Source organism: Microlunatus speluncae (assembly GCF_009299835.1).
GTDB lineage: Bacteria > Actinomycetota > Actinomycetes > Propionibacteriales > Propionibacteriaceae > Microlunatus > Microlunatus speluncae.
Genome location: NZ_VKCZ01000014.1, coordinates 523,357 through 549,733, shown reverse-complemented (window position 1 = coordinate 549,733; position 26,377 = coordinate 523,357). Strand labels below are relative to the sequence as shown.

At 68.2% G+C, this 26,377-nt stretch carries 29 protein-coding genes; 4 read left to right on the top strand and 25 right to left on the bottom strand.

What is annotated here, in order from left to right; translation table 11 throughout:
* Positions 1-75 precede the first annotated feature (75 nt).
* The 17 genes from FNH24_RS19305 to FNH24_RS19235 form a co-directional block, all read right to left on the bottom strand.
* Positions 76-1,266: a site-specific integrase gene (locus FNH24_RS19305; RefSeq protein ID WP_152363827.1), complete on the bottom strand. Its 1,191-nt coding sequence runs from the start codon at positions 1,264-1,266 to the stop codon at positions 76-78.
* A complete protein-coding gene (locus FNH24_RS19300) occupies positions 1,266-1,451 on the bottom strand; it encodes a helix-turn-helix domain-containing protein (protein WP_152363826.1) in 186 nt (61 codons plus the stop codon). Before FNH24_RS19300 ends, FNH24_RS19305 begins: the two co-directional genes overlap by 1 nt.
* The gene (locus FNH24_RS19295) at positions 1,448-2,605 is read right to left on the bottom strand and encodes an AAA family ATPase (RefSeq protein WP_152363825.1); all 1,158 of its coding nucleotides are present in this window, start codon (positions 2,603-2,605) and stop codon (positions 1,448-1,450) included. The genes FNH24_RS19300 and FNH24_RS19295 overlap by 4 nt, the downstream gene beginning before the upstream one ends.
* Complete coding sequence (locus FNH24_RS19290) at positions 2,605-3,543, bottom strand: bifunctional DNA primase/polymerase (protein WP_152363824.1); 939 nt, start codon at positions 3,541-3,543, stop codon at positions 2,605-2,607. Before FNH24_RS19290 ends, FNH24_RS19295 begins: the two co-directional genes overlap by 1 nt.
* 96 nt (positions 3,544-3,639) lie before the next feature.
* Positions 3,640-4,149: a single-stranded DNA-binding protein gene (gene ssb, locus FNH24_RS19285; protein ID WP_152363823.1), complete on the bottom strand. Its 510-nt coding sequence runs from the start codon at positions 4,147-4,149 to the stop codon at positions 3,640-3,642.
* A gap of 41 nt (positions 4,150-4,190) precedes the next feature.
* Complete coding sequence (locus tag FNH24_RS19280) at positions 4,191-4,544, bottom strand: hypothetical protein (protein WP_152363822.1); 354 nt, start codon at positions 4,542-4,544, stop codon at positions 4,191-4,193.
* Positions 4,545-4,585: 41 nt separating this feature from the next.
* Positions 4,586-5,035 (bottom strand): P-loop NTPase family protein, encoded by a 450-nt coding sequence (locus tag FNH24_RS19275; protein ID WP_217428308.1) that lies wholly within the window; start codon positions 5,033-5,035, stop codon positions 4,586-4,588.
* A 16-nt stretch (positions 5,036-5,051) separates the two neighbouring features.
* Positions 5,052-5,294 carry a hypothetical protein gene (locus FNH24_RS19270; RefSeq protein WP_152363821.1) on the bottom strand — a complete coding sequence of 81 codons (243 nt, stop codon included), beginning with the start codon at positions 5,292-5,294 and terminating at the stop codon, positions 5,052-5,054.
* On the bottom strand, positions 5,291-5,458 hold the full coding sequence (locus tag FNH24_RS31535; protein ID WP_161606212.1) for a hypothetical protein: 168 nt from the start codon (positions 5,456-5,458) through the stop codon (positions 5,291-5,293). Before FNH24_RS31535 ends, FNH24_RS19270 begins: the two co-directional genes overlap by 4 nt.
* 98 nt (positions 5,459-5,556) lie before the next feature.
* On the bottom strand, positions 5,557-6,198 hold the full coding sequence (locus FNH24_RS19265; protein WP_152363820.1) for a hypothetical protein: 642 nt from the start codon (positions 6,196-6,198) through the stop codon (positions 5,557-5,559).
* Positions 6,195-6,587, bottom strand: a complete 393-nt coding sequence (locus FNH24_RS19260) for a hypothetical protein (RefSeq protein ID WP_217428307.1) — start codon at positions 6,585-6,587, stop codon at positions 6,195-6,197. The genes FNH24_RS19265 and FNH24_RS19260 overlap by 4 nt, the downstream gene beginning before the upstream one ends.
* Before the next feature lie 143 nt (positions 6,588-6,730).
* Positions 6,731-9,121, bottom strand: coding sequence for an FtsK/SpoIIIE domain-containing protein (locus tag FNH24_RS19255; RefSeq protein WP_152363819.1), 2,391 nt, complete (start codon positions 9,119-9,121; stop codon positions 6,731-6,733).
* Positions 9,121-9,984 carry an SLC5/6 family protein gene (locus FNH24_RS19250; protein WP_152363818.1) on the bottom strand — a complete coding sequence of 288 codons (864 nt, stop codon included), beginning with the start codon at positions 9,982-9,984 and terminating at the stop codon, positions 9,121-9,123. The genes FNH24_RS19255 and FNH24_RS19250 overlap by 1 nt, the downstream gene beginning before the upstream one ends.
* Entirely contained in the window at positions 9,984-10,376 is a 393-nt protein-coding gene (locus tag FNH24_RS19245; protein ID WP_152363817.1) for a hypothetical protein, read from the bottom strand. Before FNH24_RS19245 ends, FNH24_RS19250 begins: the two co-directional genes overlap by 1 nt.
* A 23-nt stretch (positions 10,377-10,399) precedes the next feature.
* Positions 10,400-10,645, bottom strand: coding sequence for a hypothetical protein (locus tag FNH24_RS19240; RefSeq protein WP_152363816.1), 246 nt, complete (start codon positions 10,643-10,645; stop codon positions 10,400-10,402).
* Between the two features lie 474 nt (positions 10,646-11,119).
* Positions 11,120-11,269 carry a hypothetical protein gene (locus FNH24_RS31530; RefSeq protein WP_161606211.1) on the bottom strand — a complete coding sequence of 50 codons (150 nt, stop codon included), beginning with the start codon at positions 11,267-11,269 and terminating at the stop codon, positions 11,120-11,122.
* Between the two features lie 104 nt (positions 11,270-11,373).
* Complete coding sequence (locus FNH24_RS19235; protein ID WP_152363815.1) at positions 11,374-11,589, bottom strand: hypothetical protein; 216 nt, start codon at positions 11,587-11,589, stop codon at positions 11,374-11,376.
* A gap of 162 nt (positions 11,590-11,751) precedes the next feature.
* Between FNH24_RS19235 and FNH24_RS19230 the strand changes: the two genes are divergently transcribed.
* Positions 11,752-12,888, top strand: a complete 1,137-nt coding sequence (locus FNH24_RS19230; protein WP_152363814.1) for an NsdA family TPR-like regulatory protein — start codon at positions 11,752-11,754, stop codon at positions 12,886-12,888.
* On the opposite strand, the gene FNH24_RS19225 is transcribed toward FNH24_RS19230, so the two are convergent.
* Positions 12,856-13,605 (bottom strand): NUDIX domain-containing protein, encoded by a 750-nt coding sequence (locus FNH24_RS19225; RefSeq protein WP_246186967.1) that lies wholly within the window; start codon positions 13,603-13,605, stop codon positions 12,856-12,858. The genes FNH24_RS19230 and FNH24_RS19225 overlap by 33 nt on opposite strands.
* A gap of 963 nt (positions 13,606-14,568) precedes the next feature.
* Between FNH24_RS19225 and FNH24_RS19220 the strand changes: the two genes are divergently transcribed.
* A complete protein-coding gene (locus FNH24_RS19220) occupies positions 14,569-15,012 on the top strand; it encodes a hypothetical protein (RefSeq protein ID WP_152363813.1) in 444 nt (147 codons plus the stop codon).
* Between the two features lie 22 nt (positions 15,013-15,034).
* On the opposite strand, the gene FNH24_RS19215 is transcribed toward FNH24_RS19220, so the two are convergent.
* Together FNH24_RS19215 and FNH24_RS19210 are read right to left on the bottom strand one after the other, a co-directional pair.
* On the bottom strand, positions 15,035-16,594 hold the full coding sequence (locus FNH24_RS19215; RefSeq protein WP_152363812.1) for an alpha-amylase family protein: 1,560 nt from the start codon (positions 16,592-16,594) through the stop codon (positions 15,035-15,037).
* Complete coding sequence (locus FNH24_RS19210) at positions 16,591-17,550, bottom strand: TIGR03885 family FMN-dependent LLM class oxidoreductase (protein ID WP_152363811.1); 960 nt, start codon at positions 17,548-17,550, stop codon at positions 16,591-16,593. The genes FNH24_RS19215 and FNH24_RS19210 overlap by 4 nt, the downstream gene beginning before the upstream one ends.
* Before the next feature lie 78 nt (positions 17,551-17,628).
* Here FNH24_RS19210 and FNH24_RS19205 point away from each other — a divergent pair, with 78 nt between their 5' ends.
* Positions 17,629-18,369, top strand: coding sequence for a phosphotransferase (locus FNH24_RS19205; RefSeq protein WP_161606210.1), 741 nt, complete (start codon positions 17,629-17,631; stop codon positions 18,367-18,369).
* Here the strand turns inward: FNH24_RS19205 and FNH24_RS19200 are convergent.
* Positions 18,348-18,821, bottom strand: coding sequence for a GNAT family N-acetyltransferase (locus FNH24_RS19200; protein ID WP_152363809.1), 474 nt, complete (start codon positions 18,819-18,821; stop codon positions 18,348-18,350). The genes FNH24_RS19205 and FNH24_RS19200 overlap by 22 nt on opposite strands.
* Positions 18,822-18,956: 135 nt before the next feature.
* Here FNH24_RS19200 and FNH24_RS19195 point away from each other — a divergent pair, with 135 nt between their 5' ends.
* A complete protein-coding gene (locus FNH24_RS19195; RefSeq protein WP_161606209.1) occupies positions 18,957-19,802 on the top strand; it encodes a class I SAM-dependent methyltransferase in 846 nt (281 codons plus the stop codon).
* A gap of 41 nt (positions 19,803-19,843) precedes the next feature.
* Here FNH24_RS19195 and FNH24_RS19190 read toward each other — a convergent pair whose 3' ends face one another.
* The 4 genes from FNH24_RS19190 to FNH24_RS19175 form a co-directional block, all read right to left on the bottom strand.
* Complete coding sequence (locus tag FNH24_RS19190) at positions 19,844-22,948, bottom strand: DEAD/DEAH box helicase (protein WP_170304510.1); 3,105 nt, start codon at positions 22,946-22,948, stop codon at positions 19,844-19,846.
* A gap of 94 nt (positions 22,949-23,042) precedes the next feature.
* The gene (locus FNH24_RS19185; RefSeq protein ID WP_152363806.1) at positions 23,043-23,798 is read right to left on the bottom strand and encodes an ABC transporter ATP-binding protein; all 756 of its coding nucleotides are present in this window, start codon (positions 23,796-23,798) and stop codon (positions 23,043-23,045) included.
* 2 nt (positions 23,799-23,800) lie between these two features.
* The gene (locus tag FNH24_RS19180) at positions 23,801-25,501 is read right to left on the bottom strand and encodes a branched-chain amino acid ABC transporter ATP-binding protein/permease (RefSeq protein WP_152363805.1); all 1,701 of its coding nucleotides are present in this window, start codon (positions 25,499-25,501) and stop codon (positions 23,801-23,803) included.
* Positions 25,502-26,377, bottom strand: a complete 876-nt coding sequence (locus FNH24_RS19175; protein ID WP_152363804.1) for a branched-chain amino acid ABC transporter permease — start codon at positions 26,375-26,377, stop codon at positions 25,502-25,504.

Here is a 26,377-nt window from a genome sequence, read left to right as displayed (position 1 = left end):
TAGTGAAACGGCAAATCGCCCCGGACCAAGACTGGCCCGGGGCGAACTGTCCGACAAAGTGTCCGACATAGCCGATCATTCCTTGGCAATCTTGAACCTGTCATTGAACGCCAACGCGCCGGTCTGCACTACGGGCCGGAGCTGATGGCGGTAGACAACCTCGGTCACCCGACTGCCGCCGGCGTGGCCGACCAGCATGGCGATCTTGTCCACCTCCAGACCCATGTCCGACAGCATCGAAACGAACGAGTGACGGAGCTCCCGCGGCGTCCACTCCGATGGGTCCACGCTCGGCACCCCGCCGAGTGCACGACGGAAGTTCCGGCGCGTGTTGGCGGCATCCATCGCGGTGCCGACCAGGGTGGTGAACACCAGGCCGGTGTCCTGCCAGTCCGGCCCCGCCTTGAGCCGCTCCGCGGCTTGCGTAGCTCGCTCGGCGCGGAGGGCGCCGATGCAGAGATTCGGCAGAGCAAGTGTCCGCCGGGACCGCGGCGTCTTGGTGTCGCCGTTGCGCCGGACCGAATGCCACACCGCCATGTAGGGCGGCACCTCCACTTGACCGACGGTCGTCGGGGTCAGATAGACGTGATCCCACCGCAGGCTGCGCAGTTCCTCGGTCCTCGCCCCGGTCAGGAGTGACAGCACGATGTAGCAAAACATCCGGTCCTCCTTGGTGTGGTCCAGCACCTCGTCAATCTGCTGTGGTGTCAGCGATTTGGATCGCCTGCCGTCCTGCCCGGTCGGAGTGACGGCGAGCTCCACGACGTTTCGGTGCACGCGGTCCTCCACCATCGCCCGCCGGACCGCTCGGCTCAGGTAGGACCGCACCATGGCGAGCACGCTCCGGGCCAGCACGGCGGCCCGGCCCTTCAGCCACTTCTCGACATCAGTCACGCTGAGATCTCGTAGCTTGATCGCGCCGACCCAATGGCAGGCCGGGTCCGGGTGTTCCGGAATGACGTGGTGGGCGCAGAGCGTCCTGATCTTGTTCTGCGTGTTCGGGTCGAGGTCGGCGATCCCCGTTGCTAGCCAGTCCGTCACCGCCTGCTCAACGGTGTAGTTGGGCTGGTTGATCTTGATCCCGTTCTTCAGGTCGCGGAGCAGTTCGCGCAGTGCTTCCTTGGCGTCGGTCTTAGTGCGTCGGTAACGCCGAACCGAGCGCCGCTTGCCTCGCCCGTCGTAGCCGGTCGTCACCTCGGCGACCCATCGTTGCCGTTCCTCACTCCAGTACAGGCCGCCGTCGCCGTGCGGTCGCTGCTTGCTCATCAGGCTGCCGCCTCCTCTTCCAATCGTTCGATGTACTCGGTCAGTGCGTTGTGCGTGATCCGCCGGGACCGCCCAACCGTCACTGACCGGATCTGGCCGGATCGGATCAGTTCGTAGATGGCGCTTCGGCTGAGCCGGAGCACGTGCGCCGCCTCGGTCACGCGATACATCAGTTGCTGGTTCATCGGCTTGTCTCCTTCGGGTCGGCCGGCATCGCCGGGGTCGGTCGTAGCTGCTCGAGTGGGACAGGTGGGACAGGTGTCCCGGTCGGTGTCCCACCCGGATCGGGCTGATTTACGCCTGGATCGGGGGCCGACTGGGACAGTGGGACAGGTGGGACAGTTCCTGTCCCGGTGCAGTCCCACTCGTTGGGGACGGCGGTGTAGCTGCCGGTGTCGCTGCGGATCAGCTGGTTGCTGGCCGCCATCCGGGAGCAGGTCCGGCGGGCCAGTTCGTAAGGGATGCCGGTGGCGTCGGCGATCTGTTTGGGGCCGATGCCGGGGTGTTCGCGGACGTGGCGCAGGATCTGGGCGCGGGCGGTGTGCAGGGTGTGATCGATGGCGGGTCCGTCGAGCAGCTGCCAGGTGCCGGTGCGGCGGTCGAGCCGGAGGGCGCGTTCGGTTTCTTCCACGTCGCGGCCGGTCGTGTGGAGCACGCCGTCGGCCTCGCCGCGGGCGCGTTTCAGGACGTGGATGGCGTCGGCGGCGCCGGCGATGCCGTTGGTGCCGGACAGGGTTTCAATGAAGTCGTCCGCGGCCATCTTGCGGATGTGGTGGACCAAGATCACGGCGACGCCGTAGTCGTCGGCGATGCGTTTGGGGATGGTGGTGGCGGCGTAGTCCTCGGTGTAGCTGTCCCCGCCGCCGGGGACCTGGCCGCGGACCTTGGCGAACACGTCGATCACGACCATCCGGGCACCGGGGTGGTGGTCGAGCCAGCCGCGGATCAGCTCGGCACCGCCGGCCCGCAATGGCGGGCACTCGGTCGGCAGGTGCAGGTTCGCCGGCGGCGGTTCGCCGTCGAGCACTTGGCGGAGCCGGCGTTGCAGCCGGCGCGGGGTGTCCTCGAGCGCGAGGTACAGCACCGGCCCCGGGTCGCAGGTGATCGAGCCGAGCGCCAGGCCGCCGGCGGCGACCGCGACGGAGATGGCCAGCACCAGGTAGGACTTGCCGACCTTGGGCGGCCCGGCCAGCACCGACAGCCCTTCAGGGATGATGTCGGGCACGGCCCACCGCGGCGGCGGGAACTCGGTGTGCAGCAGCTGGTCGGCGGTCCACGCGTCCGCGAACGGATGGAGCGGGCGCACCACGTCGTCTGTCGGGTGGGGCCGGGCAGTCATCAGGCGGCGACCTTTCGCGGGCGGCGGGTTCCGTTGGTCAGTCCGTTGGTGATCGTCTTGTGCGCCTGCCGTTCGGTGTGGTCGCGGCGCGGGCACCGGTCGGCCAGCTGCCGCTCGGCGTTGAACAGAGCGGCGTAGGCGGCGTGGTAGTCGAGCTCGTCGCCGCCAACCAGACACCCGAGGGTGAGTGCGGCCTTGTAGAGCGCGGCGTTGTGATCACCGGGTGCGGCGTTGATGATCAGGTCGCACTCGGCGTTGACCGCGCCTTGCACGTAGGCGCTTGGGGCGGTCACGTCGGCCGGGTACGGGATCGGCGGGGCCAGCTTGGGTTTCGTGAGCCGGGCGGCGATCCAGTCCGGTAGCGGGGCCGGTGGGGCGTCGTGCAGGGTCCGGTAGGCGCCGGTGCGGAATTGGGTGCCGGCGGCGACGACCAGGCCGCCGCGGCCGCGGGTGTCGATGCACCAGCCGAGCTCGCGGGTCGTGTTGCCGAGCTCGCCGCCGGCCGGCGTCCGGTAGTACAGGTGCAGCCCGCCGCCGGCGGTGCCGACCGTGTAGATGTCGAGCGGGAGCCGGCCGCCGGCCTGATCGGCGAGCTCGGCGAGCGCGTCGGTGCCGTCGCGGATGCCCGGGCCGGGTGGCGGTGGGTCGTCCGGCTTGGGTTGGTCGCAATCGATCACTAGGAGCCCGGACGGGCCGCAGTAGATCCCGACCCCGTAGCGGTCGTTGCCTGGTTGGCTCCACCAATGCCGGGCCTTGTCCGGGTCGCAGGTTGCGGCGGCCTGCCAGTTCTTCCACAGTGGGCGTTTCTGGCCGATCCGGAGCGGAAACACGTACCAGCCGCGGCCGACGGCCTCGAGCGCGGCGACCAGGTGCGCCGGGCCGGCCTCGAGCTCACCCGGCCCGGGCCGCCGGCGGGCGTAGTGTGGTGCCTCGTTCATGATCCGATGTCCCTTCCGTGGTCATGGGCAAAGTGAGAGAAGGTCGGCCGGCCGGCGGCCCGGACGTTGCAGCGTCCAGGCCGCCCACCAAAGGGCTCAGAACGGCGGCGTGCCCGCTGCTCCGGCTCCGGCGGTAGCCGGTTCGGCCCGGCCGCCGGCCGGCGTCGCGGTCCACGGATCACCGCCGGCCGGCGTGCCCTCGGCTGCCGGCTGCCGCTGGTCGGCCCGTTCGGCCTGGTCGCGGGTGGCCTTGGTGACGGTCGCGGTGGCCCAGTGCAGGGACGGTCCGAGGTCGTCTACCTCGAGGTCGATCGACCAGCGGGTTTCGCCGTCGTCGGTGGTCCAGTTGTTCTGCCGGAGCCGGCCGGAGGCGATCACCCGAGCTCCCTTGCCGAGCGAGGCGGCGATGTGATTGGCGAGGTCGCGCCAGGCGGTGGCTCGCAGGAACATCGTTTCGCCGTCGGTCCAGCCGTTGGTGGTGCGGTCGTAGCGGCGCGGGGTCGCGGCGATCACGAACCGGGCATACGCCTGCCCGCTCGGGGTGAAGCGCAGTTCCGGATCGCCGGTCAGGTTGCCGGTGATCGTGATGGTCGGTTCGTTACTCATCGTTGGTTTCCTCTCGGGGTTGGGTCGTTCGGTTGGTTGGGTCAGGCGGCCAGGCCGGGCGGCTGGCCGTGGTGGGCGGACTTGTTGGCCTCGCCGATCCAGGCGGCGGCGTAACGGGCGTTCCGCTCAGCAGCGCGGAGGTGCTCGGCGACCGCCAGCGGGTTGCAGCCGACCGCCGGGCCGCCGTGGCCGGCGAGGGCGAGGGCCCGCACCAGCTGGTCGCAGTGGGCGGCCAGGCCGACCGCGGCGTGCTCGAGCTCGGCACCGATCGCGGCGACGGTCGGGCCGGGCATCGGGGTGCCGACCATCGCGTAGTGCGCGGTGTCGATCAGGTCGGCGGCCTGCCGAACGGCGGCCAGGATCGTCGCGTGATCGGGGTGCAGCGTGGTGGTCATTTCGGGTTCCTTCCGGGGGTTTGGGTGCTTGCTCGGCTGGGTTAGGAATGGGGCCAGGGGTGGAGGCTGGTCAGCCGCTCGAATCCGGTCGGTCGGCCGTCGACGTCGAAGGTCATTTCGGAGTGTTCGTGGGTTCCGGCGGCGTGGGCAACGGCGGCCAGGACGAGCTCGGTCGCGTGCCGCTCGAGCCCGGACAGGGTGTCGCCCAGGTGGATCGGCCGATCGGCGGTGATCGAGGCGGCGAGCTCGAGCATGCGGCGCTCGCCGCCGGACAGGTAGCCGGCCTCGGACACCTTGCGGGTGTCGAACCAGACCGTGCCGTCGGCCGGGTCGGTGACGATCCACGGCCCGGTCAGCAGCCGGCCGCCCCAGGCACGAATCAGGAGCTCAACGCCGGCCTCGCAGGTGTACAGGCCGCGCGCCCACGTCCGCAGCGCGACAACTCGGCGGGCCAGTTCGGCGGCCCGGTCGGGATCAATGGTGTTCATCATTCGGGTGTCCTTTCGGTTAGAGGTGGTGCCGGTTCTTCTTGGCGTTGTTGACGAGTCGCCAACCAACGCGGAGGCGTTTGCCGGTGCCCTTGCAGCGGCCACAGTCGCGCCAGGCCTTACCGCCAGGTGAGCGGCGTTTCCCGGATCCGGTGCAGCGGCGGCAGGCGGCGAAGGGCCAGATCCGGCAGGCCAGGGCGTAGAGCAACCCGCCGCCGACCGCGACCGCGAGCACGGCCAGGACCAGTTCCGCGGTGCTCACTTCGCACCCCGGATCTTCGGCGGCCATTTGGAGCCGCGACGGACCGCGTTGTAGCGGGCTTCGTCGATGCAGCCGGTGGTGATCGCGAGGTTGTCGTGGCGGATCTTGACCCACGGGCAGGAGAAGTGCCGTTTCCGCATCACCCGGCCCGGCTCGTTCGACACCACACCGTCACCGCGACAGCTCGCCGTGAAAATCAGCGCGACCACGACGACGACAGCCGCGGCCAGGCGTAGCCACCGGCCGCCTCGCCCGCGGCCGGTCACTGGCCCGCCCGTCGAGTGATGGTCGGTTCGTTGCTCATCGTTGATTCCGCCCGGGATCGGATGGGCGGGTAGCAGGCGCGGATGGTCCGTTCCTGCCACCCTGACAGCCGGCGGCCGGCCTTGCGGACGGCCTGCCGGGCAGCGGTCCGCTCGAGCCCATAGGTCCGCCAGAACGCGGTCACGGCGGGATGGTCCAGGCCGTGTTCGACCTCGAGGTCGCGGCCGTCTCGGGCGAGCTCGCCAAGCCGGTACAGCTGGGCGAACGCCGCGGCGTAGTCGGACAGGTCCTGCCAGTCACCGGCCGGGCGGAGCGGCTCGAGTCCCCACCGCTCGAGCCGGCGGCTCACCGCGGCCTTGACCCGTTCCACGGCCTCGTTGCGTTCGATCGGGCGGAGCGCGTCCACACAGTCCAGGCAGATCGGCAGCACTGTGTCCGGGGCGGGGTCGTCGGGCTCGGCGAGCAGCGACGCCCCACACAGCGTGGTCGGAACCCGGCCGGTCAGGTCGGCGATCCAGCCGCGCAGCGCTCCCACGGCGTGGTGTTTCTCGCCGTCGCCGAGCAGGTCCTGACGGATAGCGCAGGCCGGGCCGGCCGCCGGCTCGGTCTCGTACGGCTCGGTCTCGTATGGGGCGTTCACAACGGCCGCCGATCAATGGCCTCGATCCAGCCGGTGGCGACGGCGGCGACCTGGACGAGCTCGGCGCGCAACCGGTCGGGGTCGATTTCGGCCATGGCCTCGGCGAACTCCTCGGCGAGCACGTCGGACCAGGTGCCGGTGCCCTCGGCGAACCGGTGGTCGGTGATCCGGATGCGCTGGTCACGCTCGAGCGTCCACAGTTCGCCGCCGGTGCCGTCGGGATGGTTCTGCTCGCCCCACTTCTCGTCCTGGCGGCGGCGTTCGGCGGCGATGTCGGCGAGCACGTGCCGGGTCGCAACCTCGGCGGCGTGCTCGGCGATCGCCACCGTGAGCTCGTCGGCGGTTGCCGGACCGGGCTGGCTAGCGGCTAGCGGTTGGGTGGTGGGCATGGTGTCTCCATTCGGGGGGTTTCAGGCTGAATTGGGGTCTGATCAGGGGTGGCCGCTAGAGCGGCATCGTCCCTAGTGGGGTGCTAGAACGGGCCGCTAGCGGCCCTGCTAGACCTAGCAGGGGTGCGGTGGCCTTCTGATGCTCAATCGGCGGCCCCGTCCGGCCCGGCGGCCTGCTCGCGGTTCAGGGCCCGGCGGGCCTTGTCGAGGTCGGTGCGGTGCACGCCGCGGCGGTTGGCTCCCTTGGCGCCGGCGGGCTTGTACCAGACCTGATCGGTCTCGATCCCGTACGGCTTCAGCTGGCCGGCGAGGCCGTGCTGGTCCAGGCCGCGGTAGTGGTCGGGCCGGAGCCCGGTCAGGAGCTCGCAGAGCCGGGTGGACCAGACCTTGTCTTCGCCGGCCGGCCAGATCGAGGCGAGGTCGGCGAGCAGGGAGAACGCCGGCCCGGTGGTCGGGGTGTCGCCGGTGGCGTGGCCGGTCAGGGTGCCGGCGGCCTGCCGGGCGGCCAGGGCGCGGTCGGTGATGGCTTCGGCCTCGGCGGCTTCGACCTTGTAGGTGCGCACCACCTGGTGCTCATCGGCGTGCCCGTCGAGGATGCCGATGCCCTTGTCATTGCGGGTGAACGCGGTTGCCTTGAGCCCGTTTTGGTGGGCTGAGGTGCCCAGGATCATGTCGTTTTCCTGGTGTCCCTTGACCCGCATCGCGCACCGCACCCCGACCAGCGCGGACAGCGAGGTCGGGATGGACTCCTTGTCCGGCCGCTGGGTGGCGAGCAGCAGCATGATGCCCATCGCCGGTCCGAGCTTGAGGATCTTCTGGCACAGCGCTTCGGCCTCGGTCGCGTGCTTGGAGGTGAACAGGCCGTGGCACTCATCGATCCCGCACACGATCGGCTGCAACTTCAGCTTGAGGTTCTTCGCCGCCGCGCTGGTCAGCTGGTTCTCCGGCAGCACGTCGGCCGGAAGCCGGCGCATCGCCTCCGCCCGCCGATCCACCTCCTTCGACAGTTCCCGCAACCCGTCCATCACCAGGTCCACGGTCGCGTCATCGGCCGGGCCACAGCCGTAGCGGTGCGACACCTTCTCCAACGCCTTCAGATCGCCGAGGCCTTTGAGGTCGTAGACGTAGAGGATCACCGTCGGATCGAGCGCGGCGGCCAGCAGCAGCAGCCGGACCGCGAACGTCTTGCCCATCCGCGGGATCGCGCCGAGCAGCATCGAGGTGTACATCAGGCAGAACGCGACCGTCTGGCCGCGCTGGTCGGTGCCGAACGGGATGTCGGCGAAGATGTCGAACTCGCCCGCCTTGGTCAGCGGCCAGGCCGGCTGCTTGGCCTTGGCGAAGTCCTCATCGCCGACCCACACGATCAGCCGGCCCTCGTGCACCGACGAATCCCCTTCTGGCCACACCATCCCCCGGGTGCGGCGCAGCCCGGAGGCGAGTTCCTCCTTCCGCTCGATCACGTGTGCGGCGGTCACCCCGTACGGGAGATCGATCACGGCCCGGTACCCCTCGCCGTGCCGGGCGATCTCGTCCGGGAATCCCACACCCTGCCCGCCGGGCTTCAGCGCGGCATTCAGCCGGGCCAGGCCCAGGGAGCCGAGCGCGGTGATCAGCTGGCTCGAGGTGAGCTCCGGGATCTTCAGCGCCGTGGTCGCCCGGGACAACACCGGCTTGTCGTCGTTGGTCCCGGCCTTGCCGAGCAGCCCGATCAGCACCGCCGCGATCAGCAACAGTCCCGGGAGCGGGAGCACCACGACCGCCGTGCCGAACGCGATCGTCCCGGTGATCGCGACCAGCACCGACAGGGTGCCGCGCACCCGTTGCCGGCCGACCGACTTCTCCGTCAGCTTCATGTGCATTTCCGGGTCGTTGGCCTGGATCGCACCCGTCACCAGCGGCCGGGACTCCGCATCCCGGACCCAGTTGAACCAGTCCCGCGACACCCGAAACGCACCCCGGGGGGAACGGGCCAGCAACCGGCCCGCATAGACCGGGACCCGGGCCGCGTGGAACCCGGTCACATAGCGGGCCTTCTTCGCGGCCCACTTGAACGCCGACACCCGGGTGCGCCGATCGGTCAGCCAGTCCGGGATGATCGGCTTGCGGGACTCCTCGAGCTCCCACGGGAGCTTCGTGCCGCCCAGGGTGCGCGGGTCCGGGTCCACCAACACCACCGGGCGGGAATCCTCCCCCTCCCCGTCGTCGGTGTCCTCGAGGGTCCCGGGAGTCCCGACCGGGACCATCCCGCCGTCCGGGCGCAGCACCAACGCACCCGCCTCCCGGTCCTCCCGGGAGTCGTCGTCCAGTTCCTCCCGGTCTCCCGCCCCGGTCTCCCGGTCCTCTCCCGGGTCGCCGGTCTGGCCGTCGGGATGGTTCGGGATGGTCGGGTCCTGGTCCTCCTCGTCCCCCGGGAGCGGCCACACCGCCCCGGTGTGCTTCGGGAACCGGATCACCTCACCCGTCCGGCCCCAGCGGCCGTCGGCGTCGCCCTGGTCGTCGTCGTGCTGGTCGCGTTGTGTCGTCTCGGTCATCACGCTGCCTCCCTCTCGATCCGCACCGCTTCACCCGCGGCGTCCTGGTCCTGCTCATCCCGCTGCGCGTCCTGGTCCCGGTCGCCGGGCTCGGCGTCTTTCCACTCCCGGACCCAGCCGCGGGCACCGGAGTCGTCGGCCTCCACCGCCCGGGCCAGCTCGGCCGCGGTCGGCATCCGACCCTCGGCCCGCGCCGCGTCCCACAACACGCGAGCTCGCGCCTTCTTCGTGCCCTTCCGACCCGCCGCCGGCGTGGCCATCTCGGCCCGCTTCGCCGCCGGCCTCGAGCTCGCCGGCCGCGAGGTCGCCGGCGGCCTGGTCGCCGGCCGGGCCGACGGCTCGAGCTCGGGCCGGGCTGGCGTCGTCGGCTCGAGGGCGGCCGGGGCCGGCGCGGCCTTGTCGGTCCGGCGGGTGAGCCGGCGGCTGGTCGGGGTCAGCAGCGCATCGAGGTGCAGCACCGCGGCCAGCACGATCGGGGCGACCATCGCCGCGACGATCACCAGGGCCAGCCCGGCCGGCAGGTGGCCGGCGTGGATCAGGTGGCCGGTCACGTTGCCGGCCAGCGACGCGCCGAGCGCGGCCAGGGTGAGCCGGCGGGCATAGCCGCGGGTCTGCGGATTGGTCGGCTTGCGGCGCAGCCAGATCCGGCCGCCCAGAAACCCGGGCAGGTCGATCAGCACCGGCAGCAGGTAGGCAGTCCAGCCCGTCCAGCCGGCCTGCTCGGCGAGGAACACCAGCGTGCTGCCCGAACCGATGATCGCCCCGACGATCACCACATACAGCCCGAGACGGACCAGCTGGTCCGGCGCGTTCTCCTCCGGGCCGGCCGTGTTGATCTTGGGTGTGGAGTCGATCTTGGTCATTAGGCTGCCCGCCCTTCGTTGTCGGTGCCGGCCTCGGCGGCCCACTCGGTCTTGCGGTCCCGGCCCAGCTGGCGGCCGGTGTCGCGGTTCCGGTAGTCGAGCGGGTGCCGGCGGTACTGGCCGGCGACGATCCCGTGCAGCGGCGGATCGGTCGCGACGAACGCCGCGCACAGGCCGAACACCGGGCACGCCGTCTTGCACAACCGGGCCGCCCGCTTGATCTCGAGCTCGTCGCCCTGCACGGTGTCGTCGGCGTCCCACGTGCCCGGGTCCTGCGTGCACGGGATCGTCACCCCGTCGCCGATCTGATCTTGAATCGCCCGGGTCAGCACCACATGAGTCCGGGCCTGCTCCGTCGTATAGGTCGGCCCCGGCAGTGGATCAGTCCGCACCGGCAGCTTCTTCGCGGTCGCGCTCATGCCGCCGCACCACCAAGATCATCAGCAGCGCCATGATCAGCAACGGCCAGATCGTCGGCTGCGGCCTCGTCGGCCGGGTCAAGATCGACAGTGAACAGATCCGGCCACTCCGCCATCCGATCCGCCGCGGCCTGCCGGGACGCGATCTTGTGCGCCAACTCCCAACACGGCCCACACATCGCCCGCTTCGGAGCCCGGGCCGCAGCCGCGGTATCGATCCGGATCTCTGGATCGGCCGGCACCACAAACAACGGCCGGCCCAACACGTGCTCCCGGTCGCACCGACCGCCCCCCTTCGCATGATTGCGGCCACACACCCCGCGGCACTCACACCGCGAACCAGCCCGACCGATCACCGCATCCTGCACCGCGGCGACCTCCGGCCAGATCGAACGAAACTCCGCCCCGCTCATCGCCGGCCACCGTCCGTAATCACGACGACCGCAACGGTGATCATGGCCACCAGGACCAGGGCCCAAATCGGCCGGATCACCTCAAGCAACGCCATCAGAGACTGATCCATCACGCCGCCACCGCCTGCACCGAGGCCGGCACGTGAACCGTGCGCAGATGAGCCCGGCCGGCATCATTAGCCGCCGCCTCCGACCGCTCCCGGCCCGAACCAGGACACGCCGGCAGACCGGCACAAGTCCACGACCACCGACCGCCCAGAGACGGCCTGACCCGGATCGGACGCTCAACATGCAGCCGCGGCATCAGAACTCACCGCCCGCGGCCTGCTCGGTCTCCGCCTGCGCGGTCCGCAGCGACACAGCCGCCATCGCGAACAACGACGACAACCGCTCCAACTGATCAACCGAGTCAGCGATGATCACCACCGATTCGACATCAGCCTCGATCGTCACAGCCACAGACCGGCCGAACGACGGGACCCGAAGAACCCGCCAGTCCACCCGGTTCTCGCGGCGGACAAACAACGTCGCAGCCAACGGCTTCTCCGCCCGGCGCATCACCGGCCACCGCCGTTCAAACCGGCCTGGATAGACGAGATCACCGTGTCGCAGAACGTCTGCAACCCATCGATGATCGGCGGCCCGACCGTCGTGCTCGCCAACGCCAGACCCAGAAACACACCGACGACCGCGCCGCCCAGACCCTGCTTGCCGAACTTCACCAGCAAGAACAGGCCGACCGCCAAGATCGCCACCAACGGAACCGTCACCATTGCGTCCGCCCCCCAGACCAGCGATCCGCGTAAATCTCGAGCATCTCCGTCACCTTCCGTTCGTCGCCCCGCCTGCCATGTACAGACTGAGTCTGCAACATTACAGACAGTTTCTGTATCAATCAATGGTCAGCTTGGAACCTCGTGGTCCACACTGGTTCCATGGCGGGACCCCCAACAGAGGACACAGGCGGACACCGGGCGGACACGCTGGACGTGGCTGCCCTGTGCAAAGAGCGCGGGTGGAACTGGAGCAGACTCGCTCGCGAGTTGCGCCGCGTCGCCAAGATCGCGGGCATCACCCTGCCCAGCGATGACAGCCTCCGGCGGAGGTTTCGGGGCTGGGCAAACTCAGGCCGACAACCGGATGAGATGTACACGATGTTGCTGCGGCAGGCTTTCGGCCTGGTGCAGACGCACCCTGTCGAGCATCCCGGCGACTTCCTCGGAAGAATTGACCGCGGCTTTTCGATCGACAAAGAAACCGTGGCGGCGTTGGAGGCCCAAACTGACGGCATGCGCCTACTCGATAGGCGCCTCGGCGCTCATAGACTCTTGAGTCAGTCAGAAATGCATGCCCGGACAATTGCTGATCTTGTTCAGTGGTCCCCCGAAGGCCACATCCGGCGAGATCTGGCAGCAGCGGGCGCCGAAGCCGCGGCATTAGCAGGGTGGCAAGCACTTGACCTTGGTCAACTCAAGGCGGCCTGGAATCTCCACACTTTGGCCCGCGGTCTAGCAGGTGAGTCCGGGTATCCGAGCATCATTGCGCACGTATTCGCACAACAGGCATACGCGTTACTGGACGCCGGCCGAGCCGCTCAGGCGGCGGCGCAGTTCGAGGCGGCGCGCGCAGCAGCTGGCACTAGTGTTCCTGGCGTCGTCCGCGCCTGGCTCATTACAGCTGAGGCTGAGGCTCGGGCCGCAAATGGAGAAAGGGGGACAACGCTAAAACTGCTCGACCGAGCCGATCGATACCTATCGGATGATGCCGTGCCGGGGATTTTTCTGGATCCCGCTCACCTCGCTCGATGGCGAGGTCACTGCCTAGCAAGACTGGGCCACGAAGAGGCCGTCACAACCCTGACATCGGCACTTGAGCAACTCGACCCAGAGTTCAATCGTGCCGCCGCCGGGCTACATACCGATCTCGCAATCGCGCATGATGCGCGTGGCGATCGCGACGGCCGGCACCACCATGCAGAAATGGCAAACAGCCTGTCCTCATCGACCGGATCGACCCGTCAGCGACTCAGAATACAGGCACTACTCGATGCCGAAGGCGAGCAAGTGAAGTAGCGCGACCAACGTTCCAGAGTTCGAAATCTCCCCGGCCTTAATCCGGCCTTTGATGGAATCCAAGGCGATCCATTCGAGGCCAGCACCCTCATTCTTTTCAGTTGGCTCGGAAGCTGCGCGGGCCCCAGTCGCGACAAATACGTGATGTGGACTACGCACCATGCCAACGACCGGTTCGAAGCTGACGACATGATGAATTTCCGCGACGACTAATCCGAGCTCTTCACGAACCTCTCGCCGCGCCGTTTCGATGGGCTCTTCGTCGTCGTCGACCAGGCCGCCGGGTAATTCCCAGTTCCATAGATCGGGCGCAAACCTGTGTCGCCAAACCAATCCGACATTCTCGCCGGATTCATCAATTATCGCTGTCATGGCGGCGGCACGCATCGTGACAACGTGGTGCTCGAATCGGCTGCCATGCGGCGGTTCGACGTCCACTTTGCTGAGCCGAACCCACTCCGACTTGTACAAGTCGCGCTCGCCGTGCACCAGCCATTCATGGGGATCGGTTCGCTCGGGCGGGGCGTCGCTCTTGGGCCGGCGATGCTCATGCCACTCTCGAATTGTTGCTGCCTCCCAGAGATGGGTTCGCTCACCGAGCGTCTGCACCGGAGCCGGCATCTGGCCCCGGTGTCGATATGCACTGACCGTTCCCGGCTTTACGCCGAGGTACTTGGCAACGTCTGAGGTGGTCCAGAGTTCTCCGGTTTGGGGCACCCACCCAGCATAAATGCCGACGCCTTGCTGGCAGACCAAGCCTCCGTGCCCGGCCGGCTCGAGCTCGAGGTGGGACACCCACCTGTCCCAGCTGTCCCACTGTCCCAGTCGGCACCCCGATCCAGGCGTAGCCGGCTCGAGCTCGAGGTGGGACACCCACCTGTCCCAGCTGTCCCACTGTCCCAGTCGGCACCCCGATCCAGGCGTAGCCGGCTCGAGCTCGAGGTGGGACACCCACCTGTCCCAGCTGTCCCACTGTCCCAGTCGGCACCCCGATCCAGGCGTAGCCGGCTCGAGCTCGAGGTGGGACACCCACCTGTCCCAGCTGTCCCACTGTCCCAGTCGGCACCCCGATCCAGGCGTAGCCGGCTCGAGCTCGAGGTGGGACACCCCCATGCTCTAGCGAGCCCTTCGGGTATCGATCACCGCCGGCTCTCGATCGGATGCTCAGGGTGGATTGCTCGCCGTGCTCGTGACGAGGATCTTGCTAGAGCAGAGGGTGGTGGGAGTCCGACAAACTGTCCGGCATAGGACCTGGACAACAGTGGACGATAGCGACTGCCTGCAGCAGCTGCTAAGGCTTGATCAACACCGGCAAACCGGCCCGGAACTCGCTGACACGGAAGGGGTCACTGGTTCGATCCCAGTATCGCCCACCAGAGTGAACGGCATTCCGCCCCGGAGCAAGATCGGCCGGGGCGAGCAGTTCGAAGACGGTCTCCGCGCTCGTCCGGAAGCTACCGGAGCACTAGCGCCTGCTCTTCCCGGACGTCCCCGACGACCTGCCGTACCTCTGGCCGGACTCGGAGGACCGCGCCGGATTCTGGTGCGGTGATCCCGCACCTTTCGCGCCCTCCGGCCGCTTCGCGGGCTGAATTGAGCCGTTCGATTTCCTCTTCTTTCTGACCTGACGGACTTCTACCGTGGCGGAGTCGTTCGTAGGAATCCGAGGAGAGGAACCCGATGATCCGCCGTATTTCCGCCATCGCAGTGGCCGTCGCCAGCGCCGGAACGGTGCTGGCCGGGGCGACCACGGCCACCGCCGAGCAGCCCACACCGACAGGCAGCAAGGCTGCGCCGGCTTTGTCCTGCACCTGGGAGGTCCAATCACATCAGGTCACGGGGAACTGTTATCGCGACGGGTGGAAGCGCGGGTTGATCCAGTTCCACAAGTCCGGCGCGACCGAGAGTCTCTTCGTCACCGACAAGCGCACCGATGATCGGCATGTGTCCGCCCACATCGTGTGGTGGCAGGACGGCCAGAGGCGGCATCGCGTCGTACGGGATTCCGTTGCTGATGGTCGGGGCAACGCGATCGACGTCGCGGCACCCGACGGCGATCGCGTCTTCCTCTACCTCTGCCTCGATGGCGTCGGCTGCAGCCCGTGGCGCGCCAGTCGGGCCTGATCAAGAGCGTCCCATCCCATGATCAACTGGTCCGGTCGGCCTTGCCGCGTGCTCGGAACCAGCGGCAGTCGTACGGGCCCAGGTCAATGCTGGCAGCACCCTGCTTCACCGGCACCGTGCCGTCGACCAGCAGGTCGGTCAGGTCACCGGTCAGTTTGTCCACCTTGATCTTCGCGTTGCGGTCGGACAGGTTGTGGACGGCGAGGACCGTGCCGTCGTCGATGTCGCAGCGGTGGGCCAGGACGGCGGGGTCGGCGGTGTCGAGGATCTGGTACGTGCCCCAGGCCAGCTCCGGGCATTCGCGGTAGCGCTCGACCAGCAGCCTGATCCAGGTCAGCAGAGAGTCCGGGTCCCGGCGCTGCTCGGCAGCGGCGTCCCACCACATCGGAGTCCGTACGGCCTCGCGGCCCGGGATCGACAGGTCCTCGATCATGCCGACTTCCTCGCCGTAGAAGAGGACTGGAGTGCCCGGCAGCGAGAACAGCAGGCTGTAGACCAGCTTGATCCGCTTCAGGTCACCGCCGAGCATCGACGGCAGTCGCCGGCGCAGGCCGCGGCCGTAGAGCTGCATGTCCTCCTCCGGACCGAAGGCGGCGAAGACCTCCTGCCGCTCAGGGACGGTCAGCTTGTCCAGCGTCAACTCATCGTGGTTGCGGACGAACGTCGCCCAGTGGCAGTCCCGCGGCGGCTGCGGCCGCTCCTTCAGCGCGTGCGCCAGCGAGCTGGCCTCCTGCCGCGCCAACGACAGATACAACTGCTGCATGCCGATGAAGTCGAAGCACAGGTGCAGCTCGTCGCCGACGCCGTCGGGGTTGCCGAAGAACTTCATCGTGTCGGCGTAGGGCAGGTTCACCTCGCCGAGCAGCACGGCCTCACCGTTGCGCCGGGACAGGAACGCCCGCAGGTCGCCGAGGTAGTCGTGCGGGTCGGGCAGGGATTCGACCGGCGCCTCCAGCAGGAACGGGACCGCGTCCACCCGGAAGCCGGACAGGCCCAGCTCCATCCAGAAGCCCATCACTCGGGCGATCTCATCCCGCACGGCAGGGTTGGCCACATTGAGATCGGGCTGGTGCTTGTAGAACTTGTGCAGGTAGTACTGCTTGGCCTTGCGGTCGCACGTCCACAGCGAGGACTCCTGGTCGGGGAAGATCACGCCCTCATCGCCACCGGCCGGCTTCTCGTCGGCCCACACGTACCAGTCGTGACGCGGGCTGGCCGGGTCGCGCGCCTCCTGGAACCACGGGTGCTGGGCCGAGGTGTGGTTGACCACCAGGTCGGCGATCACCCGCATCCCGCGATCGCGGGCGGTGCGGACGCACTCGGCCAGATCACCCAGCGTGCCCAGCCGCGGATCCACCCCGTAGAAGTCGGTGATGTCGTAGCCGTCGTCCCGGTCCGGCGTCGGGAAGAACGGCATCAGCCACAGGCAGGTCACACCCAGCCGGTGCAAATGATCAATCTGTTGGGTCAAGCCGCGGAAATCGCCGTGCCCGTCGCCGTCGGAGTCGTGGAAGGTCTCCACATCCAGGCAGTAGACGACGGCGTTCTTCCACCACAGGTCGGCGGTCCGGGTCAGTTTCATGATCGAACCTCCGGCAGGACGTGCTCGCCGAACGCGTCCAGAAATTGATCTTGCTGTTGACCGACGTGGTGCAGATAGATCTCGGCGAACCCGAGCTCGGCGTAGTCGCGGATGATCTTGGTGTGCCGGCCGAGGTCGGCCGAGATGTTGACCACCCGTGCCACCCGTTCGACCGGGACGTGCTCGGAAACGGCGTCGAAGGTCTCGGCCAGATCCAGATCCCAGCAGGTCGGCGGGCCGAACACGTTGCTGCGCCACTGCTCGTGCGCCATGGTCCGCGCCTCGTCCTCATCGGGTGCCCAGCTCAGGTGCACCTGCAGGTGCAGTTTGCCCCGGCCGCCGGCGTTGCGGTACGCATCGCGCACCTTGATCAACTGCTCGACCGGGGCGTTGACGGTGATCAGCCCGTCGGCCCACTCCGCGCACCAGGCCGCCGTCTCCGGACTGACCGCCGCGCCGACCAGGAGCGGCGGGTCGTCGGGCCTGGTCCATACCCGCGCCCGGTCCACCGTCACCAATCCCCGGTGGGTGACCTCCTCGCCGCGCAGCAGCGCCCTGATCACCTGCACGCACTCGCGCAGGCGTGCGTTCCGGGTCGCCTTGTCCGGCCAGCCGTCGCCGGTGATGTGCTCGTTGCTGGCCTCACCGCTGCCCAGCGCCACCCAGATCCGGCTCGGATACATGGCGCCCAACGTGCCGATCGCCTGGGCGATGATCGCCGGGTGATAGCGCTGGCCCGGCGCGTTGACCACGCCGAACGGCAGCGACGTCGCCTGCAGCGCCGCCCCCAGCCACGACCAGGCGAACGCACTCTGCCCCTGCCGACTGCTCCACGGCGAGAAGTGATCGGAACTCATCGCCGCGTCGAAACCGACCTCCTCGGCCCGGCGGACCGCCTCCAGCAGCGCTGTCGGATGGACCTGTTCGTGGGAGGCGTGGACCCCGATGACCGTCATGTCCGGTCAGGTACCCATCGTTCGCGGCGGCTACACCCGACCGGGTCCTGCGATCGTCCTCGGCCGTACGCTGACGGGATGGATCCCCGGACCGAGGTCCCGCTGACCGGCGGCCACGACTCGGGTCCGGTCGTCCGGATCGGCGACACCGTACGCCGCGGACTCAAGCCCTGGAGTACGTCGATCCACGCCCTGCTGCAACATCTGGAACGGGTCGACTTCACCGCAGCGCCGCGGTTCCTCGGGCTTGATGATCATGGACGGGAGATCCTCACCTTCATCGACGGTGCCGACGGGCGGATCGCCCGTTGCTACGACGACGAAGCGCTCATCGCGACGGCAAAGTTGATCAAGACCTTCCATCTGGCCGTGTCCGACTTCACTCCTCCACCCGGCAGCAGCTGGCGTCCGAACCCGTACGCCCCGCGTGGCACCCTGATCTGCCACAACGACCTCGGCCCCGCGAACACGATCTTCCGGGACGGGCGTCCGCAAGCCTTCATCGATTGGGATCTCGCCGTCCCCTCCACCGCCCTGTGGGACCTCAGCTATGCCGTCCGCACCTTCGTCCCGCTCTACAGTGATCGGGATTGTGAACTGTTCGGCTACGAGCCCGGCCGGCGGAACCGAAGACTGAGCCTGTTCTGCGACGCGTACGGGCTGGACCGCCACAGCCGCACCGAACTCCTGCCGACCGTGCTCGACCGCCTGGAGTCCGAGGTCACGACCTTCGCCCGACGCTGCATCGACGCCCTCCAGCGGCATGGGAGCCAATGGGCCAGAGCCGTCCAGACGCCCTACGTCAGCGGAACCGTGTAAAGAATGAAGCCGCGGTTCTCCGCAACCTGATCATAAAGTCGGCGCGCGGTGGCGTTCGACTCCTGCGTCGCCCAGTAGACCCGGCCGCAATCCCGGGCTCGCGCCCAGGTGGTGACCGCGGTGATCAACGCCCGCGCGACGCCCCGGCCGCGCACCTCCGGGGCGGTGAAAAGATCTTGCAGATAACAGGAGTCGGCCGACGTGGTGCTCGCGTGGGGCAGGAAGTGCGCGATCCCGACCAGCCTGCCCTCGAGTCTCGCGGCGAGGGCGTACATCCGTCGAGCGGCCGCGAACTCGGCCCAGGACTGATCGTAGAAGTCGTCCGGCATGGTGCGTCCGTAGAACTCGTTGTAGCCCACGAACAGCTGCTGCCAGGCCGCGCGGTCGTCCGACGTCAGCGCGCCGACCGTCGGCTCGTCGCTCGTGACCTGGGGCTCGCCGGCATAGCTCATCGAATCTCCTTCAGCGGTTGGTACGACGCTCCGGAGGGATCCAATTCGATGGCAGCTCCCGACCGTCATCTGGCAGTGTCGCAGCGTGCCCACCTCCGACTGAAGCCCAACCCCAACCCAACCCGAGGAGTCACCTTGTCGCCCGATCCCCATCCCTGGCAGGACCCCGCGAATGCGGAGGCCTACGCCGCCTTCACCCACAACTTCCCCATGTATGCCGACACCAGCCGCGACGTCGCCGACCGGGCCGAGGTCGGCAAAGCCAATCGCGTCGTCGACCTGTGCTGCGGCACCGGCGTCACCACCCGCACGCTGCTCGACCGACTACCGGAACGTGCCGAGGTCTGCAGCGTCGACGGCTCGGCCGCCATGCTCGACGTCGCGCGGACCGAGATCACCGATCCGCGGGTCCGCTGGATCCATTCGCCCGCCGAGGAGTTCGACCGCACTCTGCCCGACCTGGCCGGACAGGTTGACGCGGTCGTCTGCAACTCCGCGATCTGGCAGACCGAACTCGCGGCGACGCTGCGAGCCGTTGGCCGACTGCTGCGGCCGGACGGGCGGCTGGTGTTCAACGTGGGATCCAGGTTCATCCGGCGTCCCGACCAAGATCAAGCCGTTCCCCCGCCGGGAACGGAGCATCTCGGCGAGCTGATGCGCCGAGCGGCGATCGAGGAATTCGGTTATCAACCACCGGTGGCGGTCCGGCGGCGAACGCTGCTGACCCCCGAATCGATCCAGGCCGGGCTTGCCCACGCCGGTCTGGAGCAGCACACCGCGGAGCTGATCGACTATCCGTCACGACCGGCCATGACCCGGGCCTGGCTGCAGGTGCCGATCTTCGCCGACACGGTCTGTCCGGGGCTTCCGTACGAACAACAACTGCAGGCCCTGGAGCTCGCGGCCGAGCGCTACGTCGAGCCGGCCACGCCGGCGCCGGCGCCCTGGTACGTCGTCGTCGCACGACCGGCCCGGCGATGATCTACCGGGCCTGGGCCCGAGGGACCGAACAGGGCTCGCCACTACTGTGCGGCGACTGATGCTGCCTGATAGAAGTCCGTGGGCATCGGCCGCGCCAAGCGCCAAGTGATCGCGATGGGTCGTTCACCCTGGTGACTGACGTAATGGGCCGGGCCAAGGAAGAGATAGGGCGCCGTGCCGAACTCGTTCGCCTTCTCTTCGCGAACAAACAGGAGAACCTGGCTGGATCCGCTCAGATACCGCTGTCCGGTAGCCGATGAGACCTTGGTGGTCGATTGGCTTTCCCAGTGGAACAAGGTCGGACTGATCGGATAGTCGCGATACATCGTGGTCGGCGAAAACTCAGCGTCTGACTTCCTGAGATTGACGAAGAAGGCGTCGACGTTGCTTTCGGGGACATACAAGACGCCCTCGCGAAACGAGTTCGGCTTCCGCTGGAGGGAGGCGTAGCCGAGGCCGGCCAGGATCTCCTCCCGCTGGTAGCGGGCATGGATCTTGAGCGGTGTCTCGGTCGTGCTGGATTCCCAGTCGAGCGAGACATGTCTGGCTGCCGAGAACGCAAGATCAACAACGCTCGACAGCTCAGATCTCGCGGCCGGGTCTCGCTGCAGGGTCGCCAGGCCCGCTCCGACGGCGGGGTGACTTCCGCCGTTCGGCCAGAGCGAGAAGAAGAGCATGTCGGCAAGCCGCCGCTCCAACGGCGACAGGTCTTCGTAACGAGGGGCGTCGTCGCGAAGAAGCCTTCCGTAGGTCCTGGCGCGAAGGCCGTCATCGACATGCGCCAGAGCCCGGACCCGCTTGAGGAGATTGCCCTCCTGATCCGATCCCGTGGATGTCGTCAGACCCGCTTCCCGCCGCAGACCGGTCCATGATCGGTTGCCGGCCCGGAGAATGTCGGACAGATCCAAGCCGGATTCGTGCAGGAACGTCGCGAGGTCCAGATCGCCATAGGATCGAAGTTCGGTCACCAGCTGTGACCAGCGGTTGGCGGTCTGGCCCTTGAGGTTCTCGACGATCACCGCTTGGGATTGGCGATCCAGGACAATCTGACAACCCGCCGGCAGGAACGAGAAGCCGCGTTCGACGCCGCTCTCAACGCCCTTCCGCGTGAGGCCGGTCAACGCACGGAACTTGAGATCCCACCGGAACTGCTTGTGCTGATGACCGACGAAATCGAGGACGGTGAGCACGGCCTTCGACGCGGTCCGCCTCAATCCGCGCCCGAGCTGTTGCAAGAAGATGGTGGCGCTGGCCGTGGGTCTGAGCAACAGCACGGTGTCGACATCCGGCAGATCAAGGCCCTCGTTGAACACGTCGGCCGAGAAGAGGATGTTGATGTTTCGGGCCCGGAGGGCGCTGAGTGCTTCGGCCCGATCCGTCGCCGACGTTCTTCCGGTGACGGTCCTGGCCGGAATGCCCGCTTGGTTGAAGATCTTGGTCATGAACTCCGCATGAGCGACGTCGACGCAGAACCCCAGGGCCCGCATCGAACCGGGATCGAGCACCTTGTCGCGCAGCTCACGCAGGATGATCATGGCCCGAGCGTTGTCCGCCGTGTAGAGGTTGGAGAGCTCGCTCTCCTGATAGGCACCGCGCACCCAGGTCAGCCGGGTCAGATCGGTCCCGTCGGAGACACCAAAGTAGTGAAACGGGCAGAGCAGGTCAGCGCTCAGGGCATCCCAGAGCCGAAGCTCGGCGGCAGTCCGACCCCCGAAGTAAATCCTGATGTCCTGACCGTCTGCCCGCTCCGGCGTCGCCGTCAGACCAAGCAGCTCCTTCGGCCGGAGGTGCTCCAGGATCGCCCGATAGGTTGTGGCTGAAGCGTGGTGGAACTCGTCGATCACGACGACGTCGAACGCCTGAGCCGGGATGTTCTCGATCCCGTAGGACGAAAGCGACTGGACGCTGGCGAAGACGTGTTCCCATCGTTCGGGCCTCAGTCCGCCGACATAGGACTCCCCGAAGGAGGCATCGGCCAGGACCTCTCGATAGGTGCGAATCGATTGGTCCAGGATCTCTCGGCGATGCGCGACGAAAAGCAGCTTTGGCCGGGTTCCATGATCAGCACCACATAATCGGCGGTAGTCAAGGGCGGCCATCACCGTCTTGCCGGTGCCGGTCGCGGCGACGATCAGGTTCTGGTGGTGATCATGAATGAGGCGCTCGGCCTCGACGAAGTCGAGGATCTGTTGTTGGTACGGGTACGGCCGGACCTCGAGGCCGGACAGCGACACGGTGAGGCGGTCGTGGGGTCGGGCACCGGCGGCTTCAGCGAGAGCGTCATCGAGCCGGTCACGATCACGGTCCGGATCGTAGGTGGCGAAGCTGGGGTCATTCCAGTAGGAGTCGAAAGTCGCGGTGAACTTGTCAAACAGGGTCGGACTTCCGATCCGCGACAGGCGCACATTCCACTCCACGCCGTCCAGCAGGGCGGCGCGAGACAGGTTGGACGATCCGACGTACGCCGTGTCGAAGCCGGTGTTGCGACGAAACATCCACGCCTTGGCATGCAGCCGAGTGCGCTGGGCGTCGTACTGAATCTTGATCTCGGCACCGAAGTCACGGACAAGTCGATCAAGGGCAGCCCGTTCTGTGGCCCCCAGGTAGGTGGTCGAGATGACGCGCAGCGGTGCTTGTCGGCCCTGCAGCCGCCGCAGCTCCGGTTCAAGCAGCCGCAACCCATGCCACTTGACGAAAGCGCACAGCAGGTCGACCTGATCGGCGGTGTCGATCTCCGACTTGAGCTCGGTGCCGAGGCTCGGCTCATTGTTGGCATTGGTGAGCAGCGCGGATTCCGCGAGTGGCGTGCTCGGCCGCACCGGCTCATACGTGCTGACACCCGGACCGGGCCGCGGAGCGAGCCGGAGGAGCTGACGCGGCGGCGAGTCCACCGGATCGGTGGGGTCGGTTCGGTCCAGGTCCACCGTCAGCCGATTCACCAGGTCGATCCGCCGAGCCTGGTCCCGGATCCCGCTGAGCCGCCGGACCGTCTCCTCGTAAACGTGCCGGGCCAGTACGTGCGGCTGATCAGCCTCGTCGACCGACCGGATCTCCGACTCCAGATCCCCGATGTCGTCCAGCGAGCGCTGCAGCCGCTCGGTGATCAAGGACTCATGAAGCCCCTGCGGCAGGTCGGATGAAGTCACCCGCCAAGCTTGCCCGAAGGGCACCGTCCTCGGCGCGCATTCCGGTCGACGGGCCGCGGCAACCCAGGAAGCAGGCACCTTCTCGGTGCCGGGATCACCGATCGGCGGCCGGGCCCTCCGGCTTGATCGGCAGGGTGCTCTCCACGCCCAGGTAGGCCTGGACGACGGCGTCGTCGGCCAGCAATTGTTCCGACGGGCCGGAGGCGACGATCTCGCCGGAGGCCAGGACGTAACCATGATCGGCGGCGCGGAGGGCGCGGCGGGCGTTCTGCTCGACCAGGAGCACGGTGGTGCCCTCGGCGCGGATCTCGGTGATCACGCGGAACACCTCGTCGACGATCTTCGGCGCCAGGCCCATCGACGGTTCGTCCATCAGCAGCAGGGTCGGCCGGGCGACCAGGGCCCGGGCGATGGTGAGCATCTGCTGTTCCCCGCCGGACAGGGATCCGGCCGGCAGGGCGCGGCGTTCGGCGAGCACCGGGAACCGGGCGTACATCTCGGCGATCGTGGCCGAGGCGGTCCGGCGGCGGTGCCAGCCGCCCAGCCGGAGGTTCTCGTCGACGGTCAGGGTGGCGAGGATCTGCCGGCCCTCCGGCACCTGGACCAGGCCGGTGCCGACCAGACGGTGCGCTGGGGTCCGGGTGATGTCGCGGCCCTGGAAGCTGATCTTGCCTGACCGCGGGCGGAGCACGCCGGAGATCGCGTTGATGATCGAGGACTTGCCCGCGCCGTTGGCGCCGACCAGCGTGACCAGGGCGCCGGCGGCCACGGAGAACGACACGTTGCGGACCGCCTCCACCCGGCCGTAGCCGACGGTCAGCTCGCGCACGTCGAGAATCGGATCAGCCATGATCAACTACCGCCGGCCGGATCGGTCGGAACGGGGTCGGCCGTGTCGTCGGCGCTACCCAGATAGGCCTCGATCACCTCCGGGTTGCCGGCGATCTCGGCCGGCGTTCCCGTCGCCAGCACTTCGCCGAAATCGAGCACGACGATCCGATCACAGGTCTGCAGAACCATTCCGACGTTGTGTTCGATCAGCAGGATGGTCAGGCCGTCCCGGGCCAGGGACGTGATCAACTCGGCCAGCGCCTGCGCCTCCACGTGGTTCATCCCGGCGGCGGGCTCGTCCAGCACCAGCAGCGTCGGATCGGAGGCCAAGGCGCGGGCGATCTCCAGCCGCCGTTGATCACCGTACGACAGCGCCGACGCCCGGGCAGCGGCCCGGTCCGCCAGACCGACCCGGGTCAGGCAATCCGCGGCGATCCGCAACGCCTGCCGTTCGTCGCGGCGGGCCGACGGCAGCCAGAACAGTCGCCGCAGGAACGTCGAGCGGACGGCCAGGTGTGTGCCGACGAGGACGTTCTCCAGGGCCGACAGCCGGCCGAACAGCTTCGAGTGCTGGAAGGTACGGCTGACGCCCGCGGCGGCGATCTTGTGCACCGGCGTCCGTCCCGCCTCGACGCCGAGGACGATCACCCGGCCGGACGAGGCGGGGATCAGCCCGGTGATCAAGTTGACCAGGGTGGTCTTGCCCGCGCCGTTCGGCCCGATCAGGCCGATCACGTCTCCGCTGGAGATCTCGAGGTCGACGCCGCGGACGGCGTGCACGCCGCCGTAGTCCTTGCTGACTCCGGCGAGGCGGACGATCTCCGCGCCGCGCTCGGGATGCCGCCGCTGGGCCGGGGCGGTCTCCCCTGCCGCCTCGGCCGCGGGCATCCGAGTCCGTCGCGGGATCAGGCTGGCCAGACCGCCGGGCAGGAACAAGATCACCAGCAACAGCAGGATGCCGGACAGGAACGGCCGGACCCAGCCCGCCTCGATGCCGACCGCCCGTTGCAACTCCGGCACCAGGGTCTGGAAGCCGCTGCCCAACAGCGGCCCGATGAACAACGTCGAGCCGCCGACGACCGCCGTCACCAGGCCGTCGATGGCGGCAGCGAAGTTGAAGTCCTCCGGCGCGATCAGCCGGACGTAGAACGCCCACAGCACGCCGTAGAGTCCGGCGACGGCACCCGCGGTGACGAAGGCCGCCAGCCGGTGCCGGCCGACATCGACGCCCATCGCGCGCGCCGCCAGTTCGTCCTCCCGGATCGCCGCCAGCGCCCGGCCGTAGCGCGACGGGCCCATCCGCCAGAACCAGTACGCGACCAGGATCAAGATCACCCAGGCCACGCCCGGGGTCAGGATCTTCGGCACCTGCATGCCGTTGGCGCCGCCGGTCCAGGACTGGTTGAGCACCAGGATGCGCACGGCCTCGGCGAAGCCGAGGGTCGCGATGGCGAGGAAGACGCCGCGTAGCCGCATCGTCGGCAGCCCGAGCAGCACCGCCGCCAGCGCGCCGAGGGTCATCCCGATCACGATCGCGATCAGCAAGGCCGGCAGGTCGCCGATCAAATCCGGATCCGGGACCAGAGCCGCCGAGCTGAACGCCGCGATCGAGGCGAACCCGGCCTGCCCCAGGGACAGCTGGCCGGCGACCAGCACCGCGTAGAAGGAGAAGGCGAAGATCGCGCCGAGCGCGATGAAGACGAGGGTGGAGTCGGTGAGCATCTAGACCTCGCGCGACTTGCGCCGGCCGAACAAGCCCTGTGGCCGGATCAGCAAGATCACGAACAACAGGCCGAAGGCGATCAGATCTCGCCAGGACGAGCCGATGTATTGCACCGCGAAGACCTCGGTCAGCCCGAGGATCAGGCCGCCGATCAAGGCGCCCGGCAGCGAGCCCATCCCGCCGACGATGATCACCGCCAGCCCCTTCAACTCGATCGCCGTGCCCATGGTCAGCTGGGCGCTGTTCACGTTCATCGCGAACAGCACCCCGGCAACCGCGCCGAGCGCGGAGGAGATCGCGAAGGTGGTCGCGGTGATCAGGTCGACGTTCAGCCCGATCACCCGGGCCGCGGTCGGGTTCTCCGCGACCGCCCGCATCCCCCGGCCCAGCCGGGACCGGGACACCAGCCAGGTCAGGGCGACCATCAGCACCACCGACACGGCAGTGATCACCACCTGCACCAGGGTCACCTGCGCGCCGATGACCTCGAACCGGGTGTCGGGAAAGGAGCCGGCCGGGAACCGGCGGGTGTCCGGCCCGTACCGCGCCTGCAGCAGGGCGACGAAGATCCCGGCCAACGCGATCGAGGAGATCAGCCCGGCGAAGTGGGCGTCCGGCCGGTCCCGCAGCGGCCGGAACGCCACCCGTTCGATGATCAACCCCAGCACGCCGCCGATCACGAACACCACCGGCAGCGCGAGCCAGATCGACAGCCCGCCCCGCTCGACCAGCTCGATCCCGATGAACGCCGACGCGGCGAAGACGGCCGGATGGGTCAGGTTCAACCGGTCCAGGATGCCGAAGACCAGCGTGAACCCGATCGCGAACAGGGCATAGATCGAGCCGATGAAGAGCCCGTTGAGAAGCTGCTGCAC

Excerpts from the sequence above, each read along its gene's own strand:
- FNH24_RS19200 (WP_152363809.1), bottom strand. The coding sequence starts at position 18,821 with ATGAGCTATGCCGGCGAGCCCCAGGTCACGAGCGACGAGCCGACGGTC.
- FNH24_RS19250 (WP_152363818.1), bottom strand. The coding sequence starts at position 9,984 with ATGACCAAGATCGACTCCACACCCAAGATCAACACGGCCGGCCCGGAG.
- FNH24_RS19235 (WP_152363815.1), bottom strand. The coding sequence starts at position 11,589 with ATGGTGACGGTTCCGTTGGTGGCGATCTTGGCGGTCGGCCTGTTCTTG.
- FNH24_RS19305 (WP_152363827.1), bottom strand. The coding sequence starts at position 1,266 with ATGAGCAAGCAGCGACCGCACGGCGACGGCGGCCTGTACTGGAGTGAG.
- FNH24_RS19205 (WP_161606210.1), top strand. The coding sequence starts at position 17,629 with ATGGATCCCCGGACCGAGGTCCCGCTGACCGGCGGCCACGACTCGGGT.
- FNH24_RS19255 (WP_152363819.1), bottom strand. The coding sequence starts at position 9,121 with ATGACCGAGACGACACAACGCGACCAGCACGACGACGACCAGGGCGAC.
- ssb (WP_152363823.1), bottom strand. The coding sequence starts at position 4,149 with ATGAGTAACGAACCGACCATCACGATCACCGGCAACCTGACCGGCGAT.
- FNH24_RS19220 (WP_152363813.1), top strand. The coding sequence starts at position 14,569 with ATGATCCGCCGTATTTCCGCCATCGCAGTGGCCGTCGCCAGCGCCGGA.
- FNH24_RS19210 (WP_152363811.1), bottom strand. The coding sequence starts at position 17,550 with ATGACGGTCATCGGGGTCCACGCCTCCCACGAACAGGTCCATCCGACA.
- FNH24_RS19260 (WP_217428307.1), bottom strand. The coding sequence starts at position 6,587 with ATGCCCACCACCCAACCGCTAGCCGCTAGCCAGCCCGGTCCGGCAACC.
- FNH24_RS19185 (WP_152363806.1), bottom strand. The coding sequence starts at position 23,798 with ATGGCTGATCCGATTCTCGACGTGCGCGAGCTGACCGTCGGCTACGGC.
- FNH24_RS19300 (WP_152363826.1), bottom strand. The coding sequence starts at position 1,451 with ATGAACCAGCAACTGATGTATCGCGTGACCGAGGCGGCGCACGTGCTC.
- FNH24_RS19215 (WP_152363812.1), bottom strand. The coding sequence starts at position 16,594 with ATGAAACTGACCCGGACCGCCGACCTGTGGTGGAAGAACGCCGTCGTC.
- FNH24_RS19280 (WP_152363822.1), bottom strand. The coding sequence starts at position 4,544 with ATGACCACCACGCTGCACCCCGATCACGCGACGATCCTGGCCGCCGTT.
- FNH24_RS19180 (WP_152363805.1), bottom strand. The coding sequence starts at position 25,501 with ATGCTCACCGACTCCACCCTCGTCTTCATCGCGCTCGGCGCGATCTTC.
- FNH24_RS19290 (WP_152363824.1), bottom strand. The coding sequence starts at position 3,543 with ATGAACGAGGCACCACACTACGCCCGCCGGCGGCCCGGGCCGGGTGAG.
- FNH24_RS19275 (WP_217428308.1), bottom strand. The coding sequence starts at position 5,035 with ATGATGAACACCATTGATCCCGACCGGGCCGCCGAACTGGCCCGCCGA.
- FNH24_RS19230 (WP_152363814.1), top strand. The coding sequence starts at position 11,752 with ATGGCGGGACCCCCAACAGAGGACACAGGCGGACACCGGGCGGACACG.
- FNH24_RS19295 (WP_152363825.1), bottom strand. The coding sequence starts at position 2,605 with ATGACTGCCCGGCCCCACCCGACAGACGACGTGGTGCGCCCGCTCCAT.